Source organism: Indolivaga macrotermitis, assembly GCF_900128985.1.
Classification (GTDB): domain Bacteria; phylum Bacteroidota; class Bacteroidia; order Bacteroidales; family Dysgonomonadaceae; genus Dysgonomonas_A; species Dysgonomonas_A macrotermitis.
Genome location: NZ_FQUC01000016.1, coordinates 51,439 through 73,281, shown reverse-complemented (window position 1 = coordinate 73,281; position 21,843 = coordinate 51,439). Strand labels below are relative to the sequence as shown.

Annotated in this window: 20 protein-coding genes; 10 read left to right on the top strand and 10 right to left on the bottom strand. The window is 43.0% G+C overall.

The annotated features are described in order from the left end of the window. The first annotated feature begins 37 nt into the window (after positions 1-37). Entirely contained in the window at positions 38-634 is a 597-nt protein-coding gene (locus BUC12_RS16805; protein WP_062183101.1) for a hypothetical protein, read from the top strand. 226 nt (positions 635-860) lie between these two features. Here the strand turns inward: BUC12_RS16805 and BUC12_RS16800 are convergent, their stop codons facing one another. The 4 genes from BUC12_RS16800 to BUC12_RS16780 all read right to left on the bottom strand — a co-directional run bounded on the left by BUC12_RS16800 (position 861) and on the right by BUC12_RS16780 (position 4,670). Further along, a complete protein-coding gene (locus BUC12_RS16800; RefSeq protein WP_062183098.1) occupies positions 861-1,793 on the bottom strand; it encodes a helix-turn-helix transcriptional regulator in 933 nt (310 codons plus the stop codon). Positions 1,794-1,887: 94 nt separating this feature from the next. Continuing rightward, the gene (locus tag BUC12_RS16795) at positions 1,888-2,307 is read right to left on the bottom strand and encodes a VOC family protein (protein WP_062183095.1); all 420 of its coding nucleotides are present in this window, start codon (positions 2,305-2,307) and stop codon (positions 1,888-1,890) included. Between the two features lie 445 nt (positions 2,308-2,752). After that, positions 2,753-3,217: a hypothetical protein gene (locus BUC12_RS16790; protein WP_139262101.1), complete on the bottom strand. Its 465-nt coding sequence runs from the start codon at positions 3,215-3,217 to the stop codon at positions 2,753-2,755. A 253-nt stretch (positions 3,218-3,470) separates the two neighbouring features. After that, positions 3,471-4,670, bottom strand: coding sequence for a hypothetical protein (locus BUC12_RS16780; protein WP_139262100.1), 1,200 nt, complete (start codon positions 4,668-4,670; stop codon positions 3,471-3,473). Between the two features lie 167 nt (positions 4,671-4,837). Between BUC12_RS16780 and BUC12_RS16775 the strand changes: the two genes are divergently transcribed. Continuing rightward, positions 4,838-5,326: a hypothetical protein gene (locus tag BUC12_RS16775; protein ID WP_062183083.1), complete on the top strand. Its 489-nt coding sequence runs from the start codon at positions 4,838-4,840 to the stop codon at positions 5,324-5,326. Here BUC12_RS16775 and BUC12_RS16770 read toward each other — a convergent pair. The 3 genes from BUC12_RS16770 to BUC12_RS16760 all read right to left on the bottom strand — a co-directional run bounded on the left by BUC12_RS16770 (position 5,321) and on the right by BUC12_RS16760 (position 8,720). Further along, positions 5,321-6,355 (bottom strand): threonine aldolase family protein, encoded by a 1,035-nt coding sequence (locus tag BUC12_RS16770; RefSeq protein WP_062183080.1) that lies wholly within the window; start codon positions 6,353-6,355, stop codon positions 5,321-5,323. The two genes, BUC12_RS16775 and BUC12_RS16770, sit on opposite strands and share 6 nt — an antisense overlap. 251 nt (positions 6,356-6,606) lie before the next feature. Then, complete coding sequence (locus BUC12_RS16765; protein ID WP_062183077.1) at positions 6,607-7,818, bottom strand: multidrug effflux MFS transporter; 1,212 nt, start codon at positions 7,816-7,818, stop codon at positions 6,607-6,609. 77 nt (positions 7,819-7,895) lie between these two features. Further along, complete coding sequence (locus BUC12_RS16760) at positions 7,896-8,720, bottom strand: helix-turn-helix domain-containing protein (RefSeq protein ID WP_062183074.1); 825 nt, start codon at positions 8,718-8,720, stop codon at positions 7,896-7,898. Positions 8,721-9,324: 604 nt separating this feature from the next. Here BUC12_RS16760 and folK point away from each other — a divergent pair. From folK to BUC12_RS16740, 4 genes are all read left to right on the top strand, one after another. Further along, entirely contained in the window at positions 9,325-9,807 is a 483-nt protein-coding gene (folK, locus tag BUC12_RS16755; protein ID WP_062183124.1) for a 2-amino-4-hydroxy-6-hydroxymethyldihydropteridine diphosphokinase, read from the top strand. A gap of 26 nt (positions 9,808-9,833) precedes the next feature. Next, on the top strand, positions 9,834-12,392 hold the full coding sequence (locus BUC12_RS16750) for a DUF2339 domain-containing protein (protein WP_062183071.1): 2,559 nt from the start codon (positions 9,834-9,836) through the stop codon (positions 12,390-12,392). A 352-nt stretch (positions 12,393-12,744) separates the two neighbouring features. Then, on the top strand, positions 12,745-13,962 hold the full coding sequence (locus tag BUC12_RS16745; protein ID WP_062183068.1) for a hypothetical protein: 1,218 nt from the start codon (positions 12,745-12,747) through the stop codon (positions 13,960-13,962). 21 nt (positions 13,963-13,983) lie between these two features. After that, positions 13,984-14,589 carry a DUF2238 domain-containing protein gene (locus BUC12_RS16740; protein WP_062183065.1) on the top strand — a complete coding sequence of 202 codons (606 nt, stop codon included), beginning with the start codon at positions 13,984-13,986 and terminating at the stop codon, positions 14,587-14,589. An 80-nt stretch (positions 14,590-14,669) separates the two neighbouring features. On the opposite strand, the gene BUC12_RS16735 is transcribed toward BUC12_RS16740, so the two are convergent. Continuing rightward, a complete protein-coding gene (locus BUC12_RS16735; RefSeq protein ID WP_062183062.1) occupies positions 14,670-15,356 on the bottom strand; it encodes a leucine-rich repeat domain-containing protein in 687 nt (228 codons plus the stop codon). A 279-nt stretch (positions 15,357-15,635) separates the two neighbouring features. Between BUC12_RS16735 and BUC12_RS16730 the strand changes: the two genes are divergently transcribed. Both BUC12_RS16730 and BUC12_RS16725 read left to right on the top strand, forming a co-directional pair. Then, positions 15,636-16,682, top strand: a complete 1,047-nt coding sequence (locus BUC12_RS16730) for a DUF4421 family protein (protein ID WP_062183058.1) — start codon at positions 15,636-15,638, stop codon at positions 16,680-16,682. Between the two features lie 33 nt (positions 16,683-16,715). Further along, a complete protein-coding gene (locus tag BUC12_RS16725) occupies positions 16,716-17,318 on the top strand; it encodes a hypothetical protein (RefSeq protein WP_062183056.1) in 603 nt (200 codons plus the stop codon). A 20-nt stretch (positions 17,319-17,338) separates the two neighbouring features. Here the strand turns inward: BUC12_RS16725 and BUC12_RS16720 are convergent, their stop codons facing one another. Next, positions 17,339-18,088, bottom strand: coding sequence for a DUF3667 domain-containing protein (locus BUC12_RS16720; protein ID WP_062183054.1), 750 nt, complete (start codon positions 18,086-18,088; stop codon positions 17,339-17,341). Between the two features lie 133 nt (positions 18,089-18,221). After that, complete coding sequence (locus BUC12_RS16715) at positions 18,222-19,517, bottom strand: O-acetylhomoserine aminocarboxypropyltransferase/cysteine synthase family protein (RefSeq protein ID WP_062183052.1); 1,296 nt, start codon at positions 19,515-19,517, stop codon at positions 18,222-18,224. Between the two features lie 320 nt (positions 19,518-19,837). Here BUC12_RS16715 and BUC12_RS16710 point away from each other — a divergent pair, with 320 nt between their 5' ends. Next, the gene (locus BUC12_RS16710; protein ID WP_062183044.1) at positions 19,838-20,461 is read left to right on the top strand and encodes a chloramphenicol acetyltransferase; all 624 of its coding nucleotides are present in this window, start codon (positions 19,838-19,840) and stop codon (positions 20,459-20,461) included. 158 nt (positions 20,462-20,619) lie between these two features. Next, positions 20,620-21,666 carry an AI-2E family transporter gene (locus BUC12_RS16705; protein WP_062183041.1) on the top strand — a complete coding sequence of 349 codons (1,047 nt, stop codon included), beginning with the start codon at positions 20,620-20,622 and terminating at the stop codon, positions 21,664-21,666. The last annotated feature ends 177 nt before the right edge of the window (positions 21,667-21,843 follow it).

Below are 21,843 nucleotides of genomic sequence, written 5' to 3'. Positions count from 1 at the left end.
ACTCCATATCCCAGAATAAACAATAAAAATAACGCTTATGAAACTATACTTTATTACAGCACTGGCTGCCCTGGCACTGCTAAGCTGCAAGCCCAAAACCACAACCGAAGTATCGGAACTTGTAACCAACGAACAAGCCACCGACGAAGCTTCATACGGAACGTTAACCGCCACCATCAGTTTCGAGATAAAGCTGCCTAAAGAAGAAGCCGCCAGATTTGGACAGCCCACTATGCAATACCTGAGCATCGCAGCTTATACCGACGAAATAAAGGATCTGATAGATCCCGACCAGATAGTACTGAAAGAAACATCGGCCACGCTGCTGATAGACTATCCGCTGAATAATCCGGCACGCATAGAACTGAAATCGGCAAAACCGGAAGGATTTACCCGTGCCGAAATATTACGGGCTATCTGCGACAACTACAAACAAATATACATCGAAGAAGAAGCCTCTGCGAAGACCAAGACAGTACCGATGGAAGAACGCAAAGGATTATCGAACCGCAATACTACCGATGGCAAATACGGCATCTGGGGACACGATATAGACGACCTTGTTCTGTCCGATATCGAAGTATATGAGCAAGACGGAGGTAAGATGCTTATCGTTCCGTTGGTAGAGTCATAATTATATTTCGGGTATTTACCGACAACCGACAACCCGTTACTGGCTACCGACAACCGTCACGTATATATATATACGTGACGGTTGTCGGTAAGTATACGGTAACGGACAGATGACGGCAAAATAAGAACCAAATATCTAATAAACAATTATTTACAAAACAGCACTATTACCGACACACGAACCGGCATCACCGGCATCGGTTGACGGTAGTGTCGGTAAGCGGCGGTTAATGTGCTTTGCTCAAAATACTGTTCACTATCTCCTGTAAAGCGTCGGGATACTCAATATCCGCAATATCTATATACGAAAGGTACCAGCGGGCAAACCTTTCGAGCGAAAACACCATAAACTGAAGTTCTGCCCTGTCACCTTCGACCGTTTCGGCAACCAGTCCCTGATAATATTTAGAGTCGTTTATTATCTTCAGGTCATCCCGTTTCAGGCTGATAACGATACGTTGCAACTCATCTTCGCCACCCAGTCCGGCAAGGAAAGTATCGAGTGGCGGATGCTGTTTACTAACAGCACGTTCGGTCTGCTCCAACTTCGTTATACGGCTTAGGCGGAAGGTACGGTAATCGTTCCGGCTATGACAATAACCGATCATATACCAGTTGGCCATCGAGAAAAATATCCCGATAGGGTCTATTTCCCTCACCGATTCGCTGTCGCTGCTATGAGCTTTGTATGTGATAAGTATACGGCAACGGCGGGCAATGCCTCCCATCACCTGTTGAAGATAACCGGGGTCGACAGCCGTTCCGGGGTGGTTAAACTCGAGCATCCCTACCCTGCCGTCTACCGCCGACAAAGTATCTATCTGGGCTACACGCATTACCGACCTTATTTTATCTACTCCCGACTTGTAAGCCGTTTTCAGCCCTCCATCGGTAAACTTATCGACCAGTTTTTCGGCAGCCAGAAATGCAAAGGCTTCATCTTCTGAAAACATAAGCGGTGGCAGTTTATACCCTTCGACCAACGAATATCCCGTACGCGAATCGCCCGCAATGGGTACACCTGATTCTTCGAGCGCTTTGATGTCGCGGTACACAGTACGCAGGCTGATGCCGAAACGCTGTGTTATCAGCTTCGGCTTGACGGCTGTAGCCGATTGGAGCATATTAAGTATGCCCGAAAGGCGGTCTATTCTGTTCATCGGGGTATTTGTTATAAGCGATATGTAATACAAATATAGGTAAGCCCGAAGGAAATACAATCATTCCTCCGGACTTATCCTATTCGGGTTATGGTTACGCCTGATATCCTTCGTCCGACATCATTATCAGCCACGATATACCATAACGGTCGGTAAGTTCGCCCAACCCTTCGCAGAAGAATGTAGGCTGCAATGGCATCGCCACGTTTGCCCCCTGCGAGAAGGCATCGAATACACGTCGGCACTCGTTCATGTCGTGGAATACGAGCACCAGCTTGTTATTGTTTCCGGCGATAACGGTACTTCCGGTGTCGGCATCTTCGCCGGCGAGCTCGAAATGAGGGGTTTTTATTATCATATGCGATACCTTTTCCCTGTCGGCTTCGGCAACATCTGCCGTTTTGTCTTCTTTCTTACGGAAGATAAAATCGACCTTTCCGTTCAGTGTTTTACTGTAAAAATTAAGAGCCTCTTCGCATGTTCCGTCAAAAACCAAATGTACTTTCAATTCCATAACTGTTATTTGTTTTAAAATGATCTGTTAATCTGTTATCGAAAGCAAATGTAGGCACGGGTAGTGACAGCCCTATGTCGCACTTTTCAGGAAAAAATCATTTTTTAGAAAAAATCTTACCCAATAGTATTATAAACGCAGATACAGTTCTGTACTAAAGAAATATTCTTTCGGTCATATTATAAACCATAATATACATCTCTATCTATGCACCGTCTACCGCCGAACCGTTACCGCCCACCGCCCCCCCCTATATATATAGGGGGGGGCGGTGGGCGGTAGGATGCGGTGACGGGCAAAAACGGTTAAAAAAAATACATATATCATTATATATCAACAACATAATACACAAAACGACATAAACAGATTACCGTCACTACCGGCCGGCGAACGGTAACGGTAATGACGGTAATTAAAAAGACAATTGTATTTACATAAAACAGGATTATAACTTAGCAAAAGGCTCCGTTACCCGGTACAATATATTCACGCCTTTACTTTCGAGAGGTTCTACAAGCATACCATTGATATACACATTATCGCCTACGGTCTTTACTTCGAAGGTTCTGCCATCGAGCATCTCGATAGACGAAAGCTTCTTCAGAGCCTCTATATCGAAACTGCCTACCGCCATTTGTGAGGCTGCATAGTAATTCCATATCTCTACTAATTGGGGCGGGGTTATCTCCCGGTCTTTAACTGCAAATACAGTAAACCGGGTTGCAGGATGGGTACTTATATCCATAGCTTTCATACAAAGAATAAATTCATTGAACTCGTTGTATGCTTTCAGTTCGTTCATTATCGCATTGCGTTGTTTGGTAGCTTCATTCAGAGAGTCATCATCCGAACAAGACAATACAAATACCATGCACAGTATCAGTGATACCATCGATATAGCTTTTTTCATAAAACGGGTGATTAGCTTAGTATTGGTTATGGTGTTTGTTCTTACTATTTTTTTCAGTTACCGGCCAGTGTTTAACGGTGCTAAAGATATACAAATAACATTTACATGTATCATCTTAATACACATATTTATACAACCGTATTCCATAAAAAAGATTAAATGGGGAAATGTAAAAAAACCGTCTTTACCTTTCGCCCTGAACAAGCGGAGGTAAAGACGGTTTGCCTTTAAGTTTCTTTTTGAATAACGGTGATTATTCTACTACTTCGTAAGTAATTGTAAATGTACCGATAGATGCATCGCTGCAAGTGATCTTTGTAGGATAGCCCTGATCGTCATACTCGTAAGTATATGTATAATTTTCGCTCTCATACTCCCGTTCGGTATATTTGTATGAAGCTACATTATTTTTACCTGTAAACATAACAAAGCCATCGTCCTGATATATCCAGAACCACAATGGAATACCTGTATTAGCTAATATGGCATTCGATTCATTATACGTATATTCATACAGCTCGTTGGCACTCGAAAACTTTACCAGATTGTTATTGGCATCATACTCACACTTATATTTATTATAAGTACCTTGTATACGATCGAGATACAGAGCGTCCGACGCGGTAGACGATACATAGTATAATGTGTCTTTATATCTTTCACGTCCGTCTTCGGTTACTACCGCCACGGTATAATCATCTTTATGAGTGAAGTCTATAATATATGCGTCATCTTCGGATTGTCCTTCGGGATTACGTTTTTCGTACTTTGTAAGGAGATTTTTGTCATTGAAGGTAAACAACGATGTAGTTTCGAAATCCTCTTCGTCGTCAACATAACGTTCTGTATACGAAACCAGACGGCCATTATCGCCGTAAGTGAAAACCATAGTAACGTCTCCATCCGTCGATTTCGTTTCTATCTTAGATACACGTTTCGATATCGCAGCATCGGCACTGAATAGCTTGCTTACCCTGTACAACGGATTGGCGTTGCTTACACTCGATGTAGAATAAATAGGAGTAACAAGCGTTCCGCCTACATATACATTATCGCCAACGGTAGTAACGGGCAGTTCTGTTCCATCAAGCATTTTGATAGAAGATAACCCTTTCAGAGTTTCGATATTGTAATTACCTTCTGCAACGTGCCTTTTCACTACAGGCGAACCGGGATAAACCGACGTTCTCAGTGTTGCCGATATATCCAGTTCTTCAAGATTTTCCACGGCAAATACTGTTAACTGAGTAGCTGCACTACCGCTCATATCCTCTATTTCAAGAAGTTGAACAAATCTGGTCAGTTCTTCATATGTTTTCAATTCCTTTACTGCAGCATCGCGCTGTTTAGTTGCTTCGTTTGTGGGCGTAGTTGAATTATCGTCGTCATCCGAACACGAGAACAAAAAGCCCATACATAGTACCAATGATACTATTGAGAAAATTTTCTTCATAAATAGTTGATTAAAAAGTGTTGATTAAAAAAGTGTGTGATTTAAAATTAAAAAATCATATTTAATTAGTTAACATTCGCAAAGGTAAGTATTAAACGTTGTCGTGACAAACTTATTGTATTTTTAGCTAATTTCGCATATAAGTAAACAACACCACCCGCATATTTATGGGGAAACTACGGGCAGCACTATTCGTCATACTGGCATCCACTTTATGGTCGTGGTCTATCTATTCGGGGCACGACTACGAATACGGCATGGCATCTAAATACGGCATGCTCAGATATTACAATAACATAAATTATCCGTGGCATTACCGGAAAATGTATGAACTGAAAATTAAACACGAAAAATCGGAAGATTATTATCGCTGGGGCATTTTTACCGAAGAGAAACGATATATCGAAAAATACCTGCATTGCCCGATTCGGTACGGCAAGCAGATTATACAACTTATAAATAACGGTATTCTGTTGAATCCTACCGATAATACAACGGATCCACCGCTTCCCCATATACCGAACAATATACCGGAATACCTCTTTCGCTATTCTTTCTTTTTCAATACCTATTACATCCCCTGCAATTGTGAATACGAAGGGCTGGACGACCCTGCGGTCGCCGTTAAATACATAAATGCGGAAAGCGTATTATAGGTTACGTTCGAGATCAGCAATGAACGCGTCTATCTTTTCTTCGGGAGTAGCCCACGAGGTAACAATACGCACGGCAGCTTCCTCTTCGTTGATGTGTTCCCATACATAAAACCCGTAGCGCTTCTGCAGCTCGTTGATAGTACGGTAATGAAGTACCGGAAATATCTGGTTCGTATCCGAATCGGTGAGGAAGTTGTGATGTCCCTTTACCTTCAGCGCATGACTTATCTTCACAGCCATTTCGTTAGCATGGCGTGCCAGATCGAATATCAGGTTATCCTGTAACAGGGCATCGAACTGTACACCGAGCGAACGCCCTTTGGCAAGCATCGCCCCACGTTGTTTCTGGTGATAGGGGAAGTCCTTTTTCAGGGCGTCATTGGTAATCACCACAGCCTCGCCGAACAGTGCGCCACATTTGGTTCCACCGAGGTAGAAAACATCCGTCAGACGGGCTATATCAGCCAGTGTAAGCTCGTTGGAATGTGCCGTAACTGCCGACGGCAGCCGTGCGCCGTCCATAAATAAGATAAGGTCATTCGTTCGGCAGAATTCCGACAACTCGGTAAGCTCCATCTTGGTATAAATAGTACCGATTTCGGTCGAATTGGAGATATACACCACACGTGGACGCACGGTATGATAAAGCGGAAACTTGTCGAGCAACGGCTGAATATCTTCGGGACACAGTTTTCCGTCGGGCGAAATAATCGCTTCGACTTTATGCCCGGTAGCTTCAATGGCTCCTGCCTCGTGTGTATTGATATGCCCTGTTTCGGCTGAGATTACCGACTCGAAAGGTTTCAGTACCGAAGACAATACCAACAGGTTGGCTAATGTGCCGCCTGCTACAAAATATACATCTGCATCGGGCTTACCTATCAGTGTACGAAGTGTAGATGCAGCCCTGAGCGAATATTCGTCTTCGCCGTATCCGGTTTGCTGTTCGAGGTTAGTATGTGCCAGTGCTTGTAGGACTGCGGGGTGGCAGCCTTCACTATAGTCGTTTGTGAAACTATGTATAATCATTGTAAGTAAGTAGATTCAATTATACTTAAATGTTTATTTCTTTCAAATAAAAAGCTTCCGAAGGTAAACTTTTAGCTATTAAAACAAGTTGCCCGACCTTTTATAAATGCCATTCATTGACATAAAATAACATTTTAAAAGGTTTGGAAACATAGTTATCGTAAGCCGATAGTATCCTATGACAGTACAAATGTATCATTTTAAGTAGCTTAATGATACTTTTTATACAAAAATTTATAAAATACCGTTCGTTAATGTACCGACTGGCGCCTCAAGCCTTCCTGAGCTGCTATCTTTACAAAAACGATTACGAAAGCCAGTATACTGCACAGGGCAAACGAGAGTCCTACCGCTCCTACCGTTCCGTCACTGATAAGATTGGCTCCCATAGAGCAAAAGAACGCCATGAGGAGCTGTACCGAACCGAATAGGGCTGATGCCGATCCGCTGTTCCTCGTTCCGGCAAAGGGTGTGATAGCCAGTTCGGTCGTTGCCGGAAACAGTATTCCCATAGGGAATATGTAGAAAAACAAGATGACGAGTATAATATGTATGCTCACATTGGCGTATATCGCTCCCAGCATAGCTATACTAACGGCAAGCATAAACATAAGGGCATACCTGACAAGCTTATTCGTAGCGATATACTTTTGCAATACATTGGTAAGGTACGAGCCGATCATCAGACCGAATGCGTTGATACCGAATATCAGACCGAACATATCGCTGGAGAAACCGCCTTTTTCCATGATCAGAAAGGGTCCGTTGGCTACATAGATCATCAGGGCGCCGTTTACTATTCCGGCAATGAGCGAATAGACGGTAAACTTTTTTACCTTAAGTATCTGCAAATAGTCTTTCACTACATTGGCATCCTTATTGCTTGCCTGTCTCTTTGAGGATTCGGGCAAAAACAGGATGGTAAGCAGAAAAAGTACAGCACCCAGTACAGCCATCGCACCGAACAACCCCTGCCAGCTGAAAACACTCAGTACGGCATTACCGATAGATGGCGCTATGATAGGCGCAACTCCCATGATGAGAGCCAGTAAGGCGAATATCTTTAAAGTTTTGGTTTTGTCGAAATAATCGGTCACTACCGCCCGTGATATAACGATACCGCCACAACCGCCTATTGCCTGAATGAAGCGCACAACCCACAATTGTTCTACCGTTCTGACATAGATACAGGCTACTGATGCCACTACGAAAATAAGCAGCGATAGCAATATCGGTTTCTTACGTCCCCATCTGTCGGCTAAGGGCCCCCACAATAACTGTCCGACAGCGAAGCCGCCTAAAAAGGTCGACAAAGATATCTGCACAGAGGGTATTGTGGTCGAAAAGGCTTTGGCGATATCAATAAATCCGGGTAAATACAAATCGATACTCAATGGCTCTAATGCCGTCAGCAAAGCCAGCACTACGATAACCAGCCATTGCTGCAAACTAAAATTTTTCATTTTCTAACTATCCTTATATGTTTTGGTCGGCAAAAGTAGGAAAGATGAACAGGCTGCGCCTTATAATAATGGGCTTATTACTTGGACAAATGGGTCATGTCCCTGAACTCGGTAGGTGTTATCGTTGTTTGTTGCTTGAAGAAGCGGGTGAAATAAGCCGGCTCGTTGAATCCCAGGTCGAAGGCTATTTCTTTGAGGCTCTTTTCGTTCAGCCGTATTTCTTTTTTTATTTCGAGTATAAGCCTTTCCTGTAAATGCTGCTTTACGGTTTTACCTGTACCTTTCCGGCTGGCATCGTTAATGCTTCTGTTGCTCATCCCGAATTTTCCGGCATAGAAATCGGTATCACGGTGTTCGATAAAGTTCTCGTCAATCGACCGCATCAGCCTCGCAACAAGCAGATCGCACTTATTCTTGAATACATCGGTATCTTCAAACAGGGTAAGCACATGGAACAGAAATGATTCCAGATAATTAGTCATCAGCATAAGCCGCTTTTCGGAGTTATACTCAAGCAGGATCAAATCCATTATCCGTTCGAGTATGGCTTTTGTTTTTTCGTCGACCGGAATAAAAACATTCGACAAGTACCCGTTCAGATAATCGGAACCTATACGCCGGTTGACATCGAAGAACACATCGTTCTGAATGGCGAACAGATAACCTTGTTTTCCTTTCGGTTCCATCTTATCTATCTGTCCCGGAAAAACCAGTAAAACCTGTTGATCGCTCAGAGTATATTCGTTGAAGTCGAGAAAATATGTGGGGCCACCTTCTACCTTGGTAAACCATATAAGCTGAAAAAAATCGTACCGTTGATAATGTCCGAAAATAGAATTTTCGAGATCTTCGAGTTTAAATATTTCGATAAACCGTTCGTTTTTTAATTGGTTCAGATACATATTTCAATTTAATATCAAGCGGTTGTGCAAAAGTAGTAATTATTTGAATGAGTAACTGAAAAAGGTTCTTTAGTTTTTTTACTATTTATTTACTAACGCGCCTAAAGGCTTGTTCTTCATTTTGCCTTGATGCAAAACGATACAAAAAATCAAGACTGCGCCTGCAAGCCCGACCCGTTACGTGTTCGAAAGCGAAGACAACTAAAATACGTTTAATACAACTGCTATTTGTCTTTTAACGCTTTCTTCTCACAACGGGTATCCCGTGCTTTACGCCGATGTCAAAACCTGACGGGCGTAAGCTAAGGCGCATACAGAGGTGCAGCCGTTATCTGACGAGTGAAGTTGCCGTTAAAACTAAACTCTGTTTGAGTACCGAAAGGACGAGTTTTGTTTAGTTTCGGCGACAAACGTTGTCAGATAGGCGAAGGCTCGGAGCGCCAATGAGTTTTTGCCTTCTTTTGGGGCTTAGGCCAAAAGAAGGGGTAAGCAATCTTTGATTGCGCACAGTAAATTAGGTATAATAATATTTGTTTATATTTGCAGGCATATGATAAGGGAAACAGTATTGTTCCCCGAAAACAACATGTGTAAAACAGCGCATATGCAAAACACTGACAATCTGCATACTGTATATTTAGGGTTAGGCTCCAATCTGGGAGACAAGGTCGGGAACATCATGTCGGCTGTCAAAAAAATACAAATAAGCATAGGTACGGTTACAGCTCTATCGCCTTTGTACGAGACTGCGCCCGAAGGTTTCGAATCGGCCAATACGTTTGTCAATGCGGCATGTGCTGTGCAGACACACCTCACACCCGAAGAAGTGCTCGAATATACACAGGTTGTGGAACGCGAACTGGGGCGACGGTCTAAGTCGGTTAACGAAGCTTATTCGGATCGCCTTATCGACATAGATATACTTCTGTATGACAACCTGATAGTAGAAATGCCCCATCTGCTTATCCCACACAAATATTTACACGAAAGAGCCTTTGCCCTGATTCCGCTGGCAGACATTGCGGCCGATGCGGTACATCCGATTTTGAACAAAACAGTCAGGGAGCTGGCTGACAATATAAGATAAAGTTTGTTTCACGATATTCACGATTTATGACAATACTCGCAGTAATAATAGTAATCGCTTTGTTCGTTGCTATCTTCATCAAGATGAGCAATATAAAAGAGTCCGTAGACGACTTGTCCCGCAACGATCTTTACGAAATAAAGAAAATGGTAAGGGAGCTGAACGAAAAAGCGGCAACACGTAAGGATGCCAAAGATATTTGGGATGCCATTCAGGACTTATCGGCCAAAGGTGTTACTACCGTAGTAACCGGAACACCTCCGCAGGAAGAACCAAAAGCAGAACCCGCAGTAACGGAAACGATGGTTGCCGAAGCTCCGGTTATGCACGAAGAAGAAATAACCCCTCCGGTAACGGAAGAGATTATACCGGAAGAAACCGAACCGGAAGCAGCGGAAATTGCTACCGAAGTTACCGAAGTACCTCAACCTGTGGCTGAAGAAGTAGCAGAACAGGAAGAAACCATCGAAACCGAAGCCGAAAGCGCTCCGGCATATGCCGCCTTCACTACCGAAAGACCTTTTGCCCGTATGCTGGGACAAACAACACCTCAGCCCTCAGGTAATAGTTACGACGACCGGAGTTTCGTTGAAAAGCTTCTATCTGCAAACACCCTGAGCAAGATAGGTATAGTGACCTTCGTGCTTGGTATAGCTTTCTTTGTGAAGTATGCCATCGATCAGGACTGGATCAACGAAATAGGGCGTGTGGGGATAGGTATCCTTACCGGAGCCATTATCATAGGTATTGCCCATAAACTGAAATCGAAGTACCACCTGTTTTCATCGATACTTGTCGGAGGAGGTATTTCGGTGCTGTATATTACCGTTACGCTGGCATTTCAGGAATACGAACTGTTCGGACAGACGCCTGCGTTTATCATGCTGATCGCCATCACTATATTTTCGGTGGTGTTATCGTTGCTGTATGACCGGAAAGAGCTGGCTATCTTCTCGCTGCTCGGCGGATTCGCTTCGCCGCTGATGGTAACCACAGGTGCAGGCAACTATATTGTGCTATTCTCATACATACTGATACTGAATACAGGGATGCTGGTGCTTGCCTTCCGCAAAGGATGGAAAGTTATCGGCATGATCGCCTACCCTCTCACACTTATATTTTACGCTGTATGGCTTCTTTCCGGATTTAAGGACGAATACAGAGGGGCGGCTCTGTTTGCCTCGTTGTTCTTCGTGCAGTTCTATCTGCTGGCACTGATTGAACATGCACGTGAAGGTTCGAAAATAACTGCATTTCAGGCGATAATTATCCTCAGCAACAACCTGCTTTACTATCTTGCGCTGATCTATATATTCGACGATATGTACCAGATCAGAGGTATTATAACGATCGGTCTGGCTATAATCAACGCCGTAGTACTGGGTATCATGTACCGCCGGAGCAATATCGACCGCAACCTCCTTTATATGCTTATCGGTGTAGTGATGACCTTTGTCAGCCTTGCTATCCCAGTACAGATGAACGGACATGTTATCACCATGTTCTGGGCGGCAGAGACTGTTATCCTTCTCTGGTTGTGGCAGAAATCGCGCATACAGGTTTTCCTTGCGGGATTCGGTATTATCTGCGGACTGGTTGTGGTTTCGTACATGATGGATATACCCCACCACTACAGCCTATATGCCGATAACCCGGTTAATATCATCTTTAACCGCATTTTCGTCACCGGAATAGTGGTTCTCGCAGCCTGTCTTATCAATATCTTCTTATTAAGGAAAGAGAACGATAATTCCGACAGCAATATAAGCCGCATAAGCACGGCGCTTAAGTATGCCGCCCTGCTGCTGATATACCTCATTCCGTTCATGGAACTATATTATCAACTCGAATTCCGTGTTGAAACCGAAATTTACAGTTCGCTGTTCACACCTCTGGCAATGGCAACTTACACCATCGTATTCATAGCCATTCTGAATGTTGTATTCTGGAAGAGAAGCTTCCACCCGAAAGCCGTATACGGGCTGTTACTTGCAGCCGCTGCCGGCTATACCCTACTTTACCCGTATTTTACGACCGAGCTGCGTTTCGATATTTACGGAAGTGCCGAGCCCGATTATTCGCCTGCTTATTTTATGGTTCATCTGTTGTCGCTTCCGGCTATCGCAGTTATCACTACTTATCTGGCGCAACGAGCACGCAAACTGTTCCCCGATAAGTTCACCACACTTTGCTGGGTACTATGTATCCTGTCGTTTGTCACACTGTCGTTCGAAGCCGACCATGTAGCCATTATGTTATTCGGCCGCAACGGAACTTACGATCATGTACTTTACGACATGCACACCTTCGGTTACCCTATTCTGTGGGGGCTGATGGCTCTGATACTGATGGTCTGGGGTCTGAAATCGAAAGAAGTAGTGCTACGCAAGATTTCGCTTATTGCTTTCGGTATCATCATCGTTAAATTCTATGCACTCGATATCTGGCAAATGAGTGTTGCCGGACGTATCATATCGTTCGTTGTATTGGGAGCTATACTACTGACGGTATCGTTCTTACAACAAAAGATCAAAGTGCTGATGAAAGACGATTCGGAAGCGGACGAAAACGATAATCAAGAATAACCAAAAGGTACCCCGTACTTTGCGTAGATGTCGGAGCCTGATGGGCAAGAGTTGCAGCCTCTTTTAAACATGCGTAAGCAAAGGCGCATACAGAGGTGCAGCCGTAATCTGACGAGTGAAGTAGCCGTTAAAACTAAACTCTGTCTGAGCCCCCTAAGGGCGAGTTTTGTTTAGTTTCGGCTACGAACGTTGTCAGATAGGCGAAGGCTCGAAGCGCCAATGAGTTTTTGCCTTCTTTTGGGGCTTAGGCCAAAAGAATGGGCAAGCAATCTATGATTGCGCGCAGCATTAAGCAAGTATTAAGACGAACATTTTTAACAAAAAAATCGCATAAATAATACAATTCAAATATATGAAACGATATATATCCACATTACTCTTGGCAACAGCAGCCATCGTGCAAACTGCTGCACACGACTGGTATAAAGCCGAAATTAAATATTCGGTACCTAAAAGCGGCTACTACAATATAGAACTGAACCAGGATCTGATAGCAACCTCACGGAGTTTCGACTTCTCAGACCTGCGCATTCTCGACAAAGAAGGTAAGGAAACACCCTACTTTGCCCGTCCTGCCGATCCGGTAAAAGAGACCAACCGTTTCATTACCTATAATATCAAAAGCAGTTCTATCAAAGACAGCATCAATACTATTGTGATCGATAATACCGCCGGTGAGACCCTGAGCCGTTTCAGTATGGTTGTACGCAGTGCCGATGCCGCAAAATACGTGCAGGTAAGAGGCAGCAGCGACCTGTCGCAATGGTATATCGTAAAACAGCAGAGCGATGTCACATACTCCGGATTCGGGCAGAATGACAATAGCGAAATACTTGTGGTTGATTTCCCGAAAGGAAACTATAAGTATTACGAGATCAGGCTGACCACCAACCAGCACAGCCCTATCGAAGTACTACGGGTAGGACGTTTCCATAACTCCAATATATACGGACAACTGACCGAGATAGACTTGGGAAAATTTACCGTGAAAGACAGTACTGACAAGTGTACGTATATCCGCTTCCCCGAACTTCAATATCCGTACAGGATAAATAAGTTAAGGTTCGTGATCAAAAACACACCTGATTATTACCGTCAGGCATATATCAAAGACAAACAGGTTATAAAGAACATTGCTTTGTCATCGAGAGAGAGCAATACTTTTTTCTTCACCAACCAGTCTTTGGCAAAAGATGATAGTTATATCAGAATCGAAAATAAAGACAACCGCCCTCTCGAAATAGACTCGATACGTGCCTATGGGCTCAACCGTTACCTGTGCGCTTATCTCGAAGAGGGACAGAGTTATACGGTAGTAGTACAGCACAAGGATTATCCGGGTAATCCCCAATATGACCTGCAACATTTCAGCAAGGATATCCCCGAAGACCTGCCGATCATCACAACCTCCAAGCCCGAAAAGATATCGGAACCCGAAGTTTCGACCGAACGCAGCCGTATGTGGTTCGAGCAGCCTCTTTTCCTTTGGTCGGTAATTATTATTGTCGGGTTATTCTTATTGGGCATCTGCTATAAGATGGTAATGGATATGAAGAAAAAAGACAAATAAGTTTTTTTAATACTTTTATTTATGGACAAAAAACATATTATTTATCTCGCAATCATTATCATCGCAGGTATATGGTCGGCAATAGGAGCTTACGGAGGTACGCTTTGGGTACTGGAAGCTCTGCCCTGCCTGATAGGTTTCGCTTTGCTGGCCGTCACATACAGGCGGTTCAGGTTTACCGATGTCACATACCTGTTTATTACGATACATTTTATAATCCTGTTTATCGGGGCACACTATACATACGCACGTGTTCCTGCTTTTGACTGGCTTAGCGAAGTCTTTGGATGGAGCCGCAATAATTACGACAAAGTAGGTCATTTTGCACAGGGCTTTATACCTGCACTCATCACGCGCGAAATTTTAATCAGGCTCGATGTCATCCGCAAACAATCGTGGATACCCTTTCTGGTTATTGCCATCTGCTTAGCCATAAGCGCTGCATATGAACTGTTCGAATGGCTCGTAGCTGTATTGCTAAAACAATCTGCCGACGACTTTCTGGGAATGCAGGGATATGAATGGGACACCCAGTCGGATATGCTTTGTGCGACGATAGGAGCGATAATCATGCTGCTCACCCTTTCCAAAGTCCAAGACAAACAGATACGCCGATTAACAAAGTAATAAAATACCTGATACAAATAAAAAGAAGTACACCCTGTGAAAGTGTACTTCTTTTTTGATTTGAGATATGATGAAATAATTTATGGTTTCAGATTCTTACAATTGACAAAAGCCAGTTTATCGAGTGTGCTAACTGTATCGGGTATAGCTATTTTTTTGAGAGAAAAACAGTTTCCGAAAGCCTGTTTGCCTATCGACAGCAATCCTTCGTTGAGCTTCACATCCGACAAGTTGCTGCAAAGATTAAATGTTTCGTCTTCGATAACCTCAACTGAGGCGGGTATCTCTATAGACTTCAAAGCCAAACATCCTTCGAATGCAGCACGCTCGATTTCCAGCAGCGAACCGGGTAATTCTATATCCGTAAGGCTTGTACAGCCGGCAAAAGCCTCCTCGCCTATCGACGTAAGGTTTTGTGGCAATACCACCCGAACCAGATATTTTTTATATTTCAGTGATTTGGCCGGAATCTTGTTACCCTCATACAGGTCCGATATTATTTGAGGCCCCGGCGAGCCGATAAATTCTTCTATAACTACATCTTTCAGATTCAAAGTTCTAAGGTTAGGCATATTAGCCGAGATCAGATTAAAATCTTTGGCATTCATCGTTCCTATCAACGTAAGGTCGGTTGTATCTTCCTGTTCGTTATACGAAAGCTTCATCGAAAGAGTACCGGGTTTGGTTAAGGTTAAGGTTCTTGTATTTTGTCCGACACTAGATATTAAAGGCAAAAGGGACAAAAACACGAAAACAATCTTCTTCATTTCTATATATTTTTTCCAGTTCAGCAGATGCAAAATTACTAATTAAACCTCTACTAAAATTCGTTTGATAAATAAAAAAGTAAACACAACAATAATTGTCTGAACAGTAGCGCTTAAGGAAAATATTCCCAAATAATAGCCGATCAATCACTCAACAGCACCGGCCGGGAGCATTACATTTCACGCATTTTATATAAGGTAAGACGACAAAAGATAGTATTCGCTGCATATTTTTTTTATTTTTGTGCGCTATCCCGAAATCTTGAGGTAAAAAAGAATATGTTACAGCAGTTATCGTACAGATTAAAAAAATATGTTTCAACAGGTTATCTTAACATGATGCGTGCTTTTCCGTTTCTGTTATTTTTTTTTCCTGTACATGCGGCTACAGCACAAATCGACAGTTTGTATATCCAGCCGTTTGAGCAAAATTTCTCTTTACGGACATATTTTATCCAACATTATACCTCGGTCTTTCAGGATTTCAGTGTAGACGGGCACGACGACTTCGAATACCGCACCAACCGCCCTGTAAGTATCGGGCTTGGTATATCGTGGAACAACTCCTCGATCAGCGGATCATACGGGTTTCCTTTTTTAAGAGACCGCAAGAAGGGTAAGACACACACACTGGCTTTTCAGTACCACTACTACGGACGTAAGCTTGTATTCGATTTTGCCTTCCAGAAACACAAGGGAATGTACAAATTCGATGGCGAAGACGAGTCTGTATTTGAAGTAACACCCGACACCAAAGTTTCGCAATACGGGGTAACAGGACAATATGTATTCAACGGCAACCGTTTTTCGTACAAGGCGGCATTCGACCTCAGCGAAGTACAATTGCGATCGGTAGGAAGTTTTATTCTGGGTGGTAGCCTCTACAAAAACAGGATCGATGCCGAAGGTCCTATTATTGTCACCAACCCAAAAGGTAAAACAGACAGTATCAGCGAGATACAAAAAAACATACAGATAGGTGTAAATGTCGGCTATGCTTATAGTTGGGTCATCAAGAAGCGTTTCTTCGCTGCCGTTTCGATGACTGTAGGATTCAACGTCGGCACCGAGAGTATCAATAAACTACATAGTAAACCCGAATTGTACCCGTCGTTCAATCCCCGTGTGGCATTGGGATATCATGGTAAAGAATGGTCGGTATCGACCTCGTTTTTCGACAATCATGTCTATACTTTCTATTCCGACAACATGAGCCGGGGAATCAGCACCATGAGTTTGCAAATGACTATCGTAAAACGCTTCGGCAAGCAGCCCAGGGTTTTCGACAGGGTGCCCAATATCCCAAGCCTGCATAACAGCTTCTAAAGACAATTATAAAAACACTCAATAATTACGACAATGAAAAAATACACCCTCTTTGCATTTCTACTTATCTCAATAGGGACTTTATATTGCTGCAAGCCAAAAACTCAGGAACAACAGCAACAAGATACCGCTCAACTGGCTGCCGATAAAAGTGTGAAAACTCTTTCGGCTTTGTATTATAACTATTTACCCGAAACTACATCCCCTATCCTGCCTCAGGATATACAAAAACAGATACCCGACTTCAACAAAGAGCGCAAAGGGATCTTAGACGGCAGCATAACCGATACAACCCGTATACGCAGGTTGAAGGAGCAGATAGCCTTGTTGAAAGAATCGCCGGAAAAGGAGAGCATTGATGCCCGTATAGTACTGACGATCAATTACAGTGACGGATCGTCCGACAATCTGACCCTAAGCGGTAAATATGCCGACCGGATATTCCTGAACGGAGTACAACAGGAAGCTAATAACCGGCTGATATTCTTTGTCAAAAACTACATAGGATACTATCCGTGGTTTATCGGAGATGATATGGCTCAGATGCCCGAGTTGCGGGATACTTCGTTTATGAAAGAACCCTTCATCCGCAGCGAGTATTACAAACAATATCAGGAAATTCTGTCTAAGAGATAAATCATCCAAACAGGCGCTTCTCATAATCTGAGATCGTAATACCGGAGCATAAGATACAGCAGGTAAACAAGTACCAGCAGAATTACGAGCACCAGAATTATACAGGATATAACTTTCAGGACACTTCGCATCCATGAAGTTGTCTTAAAAAACTGTACAAGTCCCCATATCAGATAGGCTTCGGATACAAGTTGGACTATTTGATATAAATGTGCCGACCTTGTCAGATATATCGCCGGATAGAAAAGAAGCAATATGAATATTTTAGCTCCGGTAAGGTAAGAGAATAATACCAGATGCTCTACATAATTATATTTCTGTCTGCGGAAAAACCAGTATGTAGACAGGGAATAAAACGGAATCAGACATAGCAACATCAGCGAGTAGTGTGCCGAATACCAATGCTGGAGAGGGATATAATCATATATCGGGGTATAATGGTTGTTCATCTCTTCCATCGGAAAATAGTGAAAGAAATGGAATATCAGACTATAAATCAACCCGATAACTATCAGGAATAAAAACGGTTTAGTATACTTCACCCTTTTACCTCCGATATAATTCTTTATGGTAGGTCCCGGATTTATGATCAGTTCTTTAATAGTGAAAATCATTCCCTTATTGACATGGAGCAGCCCGTACTGTAGCTCTTCAGCTACATGCTTCGGATTGATTCTCGATACATGAACCGACTGACCGCAATTGCTACAAAAATTACCTTCAACAATATTGCCACAATTAAGGCAATGCTTACTTTTACCTGCATCCATAAATTCCTGAATTACCTTATATAAACATCAGTGGTACAAAATAAGTTTCGGGGCTGAACAGGGCAGAATAAAAAAAAGGAATCTCTATAATGGAGATTCCTTTTTTATCCGATTATCGGTAAAGTCTACAATATTAAATCTTATCGAACGCCTGTTCCAGATCTTCGCGTATATCGTTGATATTTTCTATACCGATCGATAATCTCAACAAGCCGGGAACGGCGCCTGTAGCAATCTTCTCCTCTTCCGAAAGTTGTTCGTGCGTAGTAGCTGCCGGATGTATAACCAACGATTTGGCATCGCCGATATTCGCCAGATGGCTGAACAACGAAAGATTATTGATAAATTCGTCCGCTTTACGGCTATCTCCCTTTATTTTGAAAGTGAGGATACTTCCTGCTCCGTTTTTGAAGTAGCGGTTAGCCAACTGATGATACGGGCTGCTCTTCAGTCCGGGATAATTGACGTATTCTACTTTCGGGTGCTTTTCGAGCCATTCGGCAATAGTCTGAGCATTTTCGACATGACGTTCGACACGCAACGAAAGAGTCTCCAATCCCTGAATAAACAGCCACGAATTGAAAGGACTGACAGCATTTCCCCAGTCGCGCAACCCTTCTACACGGGCACGCATGATGAACGCAACATTTCCAAAAGGACTATTCGCCCCGAAAGCATCCCAGAATACAAGTCCGTGGTAACTATCGGAAGGTTCGGTAAACTCCGGAAAACGTCCGTTGCTCCAGTCAAATTTGCCGCTATCGACAATCACACCTCCGAGCGATGTACCATGCCCTCCTATCCATTTGGTGGCACTCTCTACAACAATAGTCGCACCATGCTCTATCGGGCGGAAAAGAAACCCTCCTGCCCCGAAGGTATTATCGACCACCAAAGGTAATCCGTGCTTATCGGCAACGGCAGCCACAGCTTCAAAATCGGGTATATTCAGGTCGGGGTTACCGATAGTCTCAAGATAGATCGCTTTTGTTTTAGCATCAATCAGTTTTTCGAATTCCTCAGGATTATCATTCGGCGTGAAACGTGCTTCGATACCTAAACGTTTAAACTGGTTTTTAAACTGATTGTATGTACCTCCGTATAAGTGCGATGTAGTAACAAAGTTGTCGCCTGCCGACAGTATATTATTGAGCGCAATAAACTGAGCCGACTGCCCCGACGATGTAGCCAGAGCGGCAATACCTCCTTCGAGGGCAGCTATACGCTTTTCGAAAACATCGCTGGTCGGATTCATCAAACGGGTATAGATATTACCCAGTTTGCGCAGCCCGAACAAGTCGGCACCGTATTGTGCATCGGGAAAAACATACGAACTGGTCTGATAAATCGGCACAGCCCTCGACAAAGTGGTTGGATCTGCTTCTTGTCCTGCATGCACTTGCAATGTTTCGAATCTTAATTTACTCATCACTGTATTTTATTTCTAGGTTTATATTTTATTCATCGGGGCATATACCTTTCCGAAAAGAATTATACACCCGATAGCAAATGTATGAAACCTGCAGGTATCGGCAATACCATGCTTGAGGTATTTTCTCTTTTTTACGGAACATTTCCGGATACCAAACTCTTTTTTCTGTTTTGTAAGTAAAAAGATGATAGCCGTTTATATCCCGAAAGTACATCATTAAATACTTGCTGCCGCCTATTTGTGGATACTTCCACTATCATTGACTATATTTGTATAAATAATTTTCCGTAAAGAACACATCGTACAACAAACCTTTCATGAGACAGAAAATAGACATAGACAAGTGGAACCGGAAAGGGCACTACCTCCTCTTCAAAAATTTCGACGAACCATATCACGGAATCTGTATCCGGATAGACTGCACCAAAGCGTACAAACGGAGCAAGGAGCTGGGAACGTCTTTCTTCCTCTATTATTTACATAAATGTACGATGGCTGTAAACGCCATAGATGCCTTCCATTACCGTATAGAAGGAAATGAGGTGTACCGCTACGATTCTATTCATCCTGAATCTACAGTAGACCGTCCGGACGGGTCTTTCGGATTTTGTCACATGGATTATTACGAAGATTTCGCTCTCTTTCAAGAAGAGGCACGTAAAAATATCGAAGAAGTAAGGCAGAACGACTCATTAACTCCCGGCATCAATATCAATGCCATTCATTACTCTGCTGTTCCGTGGATCGATTTCACATCGCTGTCACACGCATCCAATTTTAGGCACGATGCCGTAGGCTGCCCAAAAATCTCATTCGGAAAAATGAGCGAGGTAAACGGGTTGCGCTCCATGCCGGTTTCTATACATGTACATCACTCACTGATAGACGGACGGGAACTGGGAGCTTTTATCGACGAGTTCCAACGTCTGATGGATGAATAATAGTATGCGCTGGCAAGCAGATGTGCGCCTTCATTTAAATTTTCGATAAACAATATCGCACGTCAGGTTGTTCTTTTTTTGTGGCAAAAATAAATTTCACAGCGTAAGAGCAATCCGGGATATTGCACATCCTAAAAACGAATAAGGCAACAAAATCTATGGCACAATCGAAAGAACAGTATTGGAAATGGTCGCTGATCATTATTACGGGAACATTAGGCTTCATTATTTTATACTATTCACTACCCTTTCTGAGTGGAGTACTGGGAGCATTTACACTGTATCTGCTTACACGCAAATACATGTTCGGGATGACCGAAAAGCGTAAATTCAATAAAAGCTTGGCTGCGACTATTTTACTTATCGGTGTCATATTGTGTATACTTATCCCTACATTTCTGGTTATGTGGCTATTGGTCAACAGAATACAATCATTCGACCTGAATCCCGAATCACTGATAAATACACTCCGCGACCTGATACTCAAGATTGAAGAAAGAACAGGCTACAACCTACTCAGCAGCGATAACCTATCGGCAGCTACAACCTACTTAACCAAAGGGGCACAAATGATTTTGGGTGAGGTCAGTTCATTTATAATCAACTGCATAGTACTACTTTTCGTTCTCTATTTTATGCTCTTAGGTGGACGAAGTATGGAAAATTACATCTATGATATATTGCCATTTAAAGAAAGTAACAAGCAGAAAGTAATTAATGAAACACATGTAATAGTCCGTTCAAATGCAATCGGTATTCCGTTACTGGCCATTATACAAGGCGCCATAGCCGCCATCGGCTATCTGATATTCGGTACCCCCAGTCCTATTCTGTTTGGGCTGGTAACCTGCTTCGCCACCATTATACCTTTACTCGGTACAGCCCTTGTGTGGTTCCCTCTGGCTCTGTACCTGTACCTGTCGGGAGATGTAGGACATGCTGTTGGTCTGGTCATTTATTCACTGGTAGTAATATCCAATGTCGATAACCTTATCCGTTTCCTGCTTCAAAAGAAACTGGCCGACACACATCCCCTTATCACAATTTTCGGGGTAGTAATCGGATTAACCTTGTTCGGATTCTGGGGTGTTATTTTCGGGCCTCTCCTTATCTCATTATTTCTGCTTTGTTTCGATCTTATCAAACGTGATTACATCGACCAACCCGAGCCGGGAACAAATAAGATAAACAACGAAACGCTATAAAAAAGCTTTCCCGATAGCCGGTAAAAACCGATATCGGGAAAGCCAAGAGTAGAATTGATTATAGTAGAAGTCTTTTTTAATCCCTTCTAAGAGTGTTGCATAGATGTTTCTTAATAATAATAGAGAGACTAGCATAGTTATAAATATACATTCATTGATCCCTTCGTATTAAATATC